Source organism: Oleiphilus sp. HI0080, from assembly GCF_001635135.1.
On sequence record NZ_LWFU01000993.1, the window covers coordinates 1 to 1,154 of the forward strand.

At 48.6% G+C, this 1,154-nt stretch carries 2 protein-coding genes; both read right to left on the reverse strand.

Translation table 11 applies throughout. From position 1 onward, the window contains the following. Positions 1-150 precede the first annotated feature (150 nt). Positions 151-549, reverse strand: coding sequence for a glycine cleavage system protein GcvH (gene gcvH, locus A3751_RS18975; RefSeq protein ID WP_068458569.1), 399 nt, complete (start codon positions 547-549; stop codon positions 151-153). A gap of 43 nt (positions 550-592) precedes the next feature. Continuing rightward, positions 593-1,154 (reverse strand): glycine cleavage T C-terminal barrel domain-containing protein (locus A3751_RS18980; RefSeq protein ID WP_304439057.1); only part of this gene is annotated, 562 nt, incomplete at its 5' end.

Sequence of the window (1,154 nt, forward strand, 5' to 3'; positions counted from 1 at the left end):
CGCCTATGACGCCGAGCATTTTTGCAACGTCGGCATCGGTGTGAGGAACAAAAGGCATGCTAGCTCCTAAAAACAAATGTCCCTAGACGGGACAAAAGATATAACGTGTAAATCAAAAAGAGCGCGTAAACGCGCTCTCACAACTATTATCTAATGGTCGTCAGCTTCGCAGACATCCGCATACGCGTCCGCATCAAGAAGTGAGGCAAGTTCACTCGAATCTGACAGCTTTATTTTAAAGAACCAACCATCGTCATAAGGCTCGCTATTGACGATTTCTGGCGCTTCTTCAAGCCCTTCGTTAATCTCTAACACCTCACCACTCACCGGCGCATAGATATCTGAGGCGGCTTTTACTGACTCCACAACACCTGCTTCGTCACCAGCCGCAAGCTCTGTCCCTACTTCAGGAAGCTCTACAAAAACGACGTCGCCAAGTAATTCCTGAGCGTGATCGGTAATTCCGATTACTGCTGTTTCGCCATCGGCTTCCAGTCTCACCCACTCATGGCTCGACAAGTATTTCAGTTCACTCGGTACATTACTCATGGTTATCTCCTAAACTCGGTGGCTGGCACCGTTAATTCTAAAATTATTCGTAGACCCGTTTGCCATTACGTACAAACGGAGCTTTTACAACTTTTACAGGCACGCGCTTGTTACGCATTTCAACATCGCATGTTTCTCCAACTTGAACAGGCACTCTCGCTAGTGCGACAGAGTAACCTAATGTTGGGCTATATGTGCCGCTAGTAATTTCACCTTCAAGCGTCTCACCATTATGCTCAACCAACACTTTTTGATGTCCACGCAACACGCCTCGCGCTTCAAGCACTAAGCCTACCTGCTTGAATTTACACCCTGCACTTTTCTGAGCTTCAAGCGCCGGTTTGCCAATAAAATCCCGATCATCGGACCAAGCAACCGTCCACGCCATATTCGCTTCGAGAGGCGATACACTCTCGTCCATATCAGAGCCGTAAAGATTCATCCCTGCCTCTAAACGCAAGGTATCACGGGCACCAAGCCCACAAGGATGAACGCCCGCAGTCTCAAGCGCTTTCCAGAAAGCGCTTACTTGGTCGTCTGGCACCATAATTTCCAGACCATCCTCACCGGTATACCCTGTGCGACAGAACATCCAACCCTCATGT

Coding starts and splice junctions, on each gene's coding strand:
- gcvH (WP_068458569.1), bottom strand. CDS start 549: ATGAGTAATGTACCGAGTGAACTGAAATACTTGTCGAGCCATGAGTGG.